The following is a 1,082-nucleotide window of genomic DNA, read 5'->3' as shown; positions in this document are numbered from 1 at the left end:
AAGTTGAAGAGGTTACAGGAGAGCACGATTCTGGTACTATTTCTTGATCCGTTTCGATCATCTCTTCGTTATTTAAAGGGTTATTTTTTGGTTTATGTCTCAATGCCCATCGAACGAGCAGATCCAGCAATAATTCTCACCGCCGCTTCTAAAGAGTTCGCAAAGAGGTCCTCCATCTTCTCGCCTGCAATCTGTTCCAACTGTTTGACGGTAATCGTTGCACCTTTTTCTCTATTGGGAGACTTTGCACCTTTTTCCAATCCAAGAATTTTCTTTATCAGATAAGAAACTGGAGGTTTTCTGACTTCAAAACGAAAGTCCTTCTTTTTTAAATCAACATAAATGACTGCAGTAACAAGGGCATCCCCCATGCTGCGCGTCTTTTCATTGAACTCCTTGCAAAAAGCCATAATGTTGACACCAACGGCCCCAAGAGCAGGACCAACTGGAGGACTAGGAAGCGCTTTTCCCGCGACAATCTGCAACCGAATGACTTTGGAATGATTCTTTTGAGACATAAACCAAAAAATAACCCTTTAAATAACGAAGAGATGATCGAAACGGATCAAGAAATAGTACCAGAATCGTGCTCTCCTGTAACCTCTTCAACTTGCCAAAATTCTAGATCGTCCACAGTAGTAGTACGGCCAAAAATAGCAAGAGCAACGCTCAATCGTCCTTTTTCTCCGCAAACTTCTGTCACTGTTCCGATAAAATTAACGAACACTCCTTCTACAATTTTAACTTGATCTCCGACTGAGACGCTGTGTTTCTGGCTAACTTTTTCCTTCTTCTTTCTTAAGTCTTGCTGAATCGTCTCGACTTCCTCATCAGCAAGAGGAACAGGTTGCTCCCCGCCCAAAAACTCTATGACTCCTTCAACACTTTTTATGTACGACCAAGTCTCCTGATTCATTTCCATTCTCACCAACAGATAACCAGGCCAAATTCTCTTCTCAGAAACCTTCTGCTTTCCACGACGAACTTCAGAGACCTGCTCAACCGGAAGGATCACTTCAAGAATTTGATCGGATAGTCCATAAGTCGAACAACCTTCTTCGATAGTTCGCTTCACCTTCTAA

General features: G+C 42.3%; 2 protein-coding genes. Both read right to left on the bottom strand.

Going from position 1 to position 1,082, the window contains the following annotated elements:
• Positions 1–92: 92 nt before the first annotated feature.
• The gene (gene rplK, locus GCCT14_RS05095; protein WP_108624466.1) at positions 93–518 is read right to left on the bottom strand and encodes a 50S ribosomal protein L11; all 426 of its coding nucleotides are present in this window, start codon (positions 516–518) and stop codon (positions 93–95) included.
• 47 nt (positions 519–565) lie between these two features.
• Entirely contained in the window at positions 566–1,075 is a 510-nt protein-coding gene (gene nusG, locus GCCT14_RS05090; RefSeq protein ID WP_239978393.1) for a transcription termination/antitermination protein NusG, read from the bottom strand.
• Between the last annotated feature and the right edge of the window lie 7 nt (positions 1,076–1,082).

The sequence above is a fragment of the Candidatus Similichlamydia epinepheli genome, assembly GCF_003056015.1.
The sequence above is the reverse complement of the archived record's forward strand: the minus strand, read 5'-3'. Positions and strand labels throughout refer to the sequence as shown.

Coding starts and splice junctions, on each gene's coding strand:
- rplK (WP_108624466.1), bottom strand. CDS start 518: ATGTCTCAAAAGAATCATTCCAAAGTCATTCGGTTGCAGATTGTCGCG.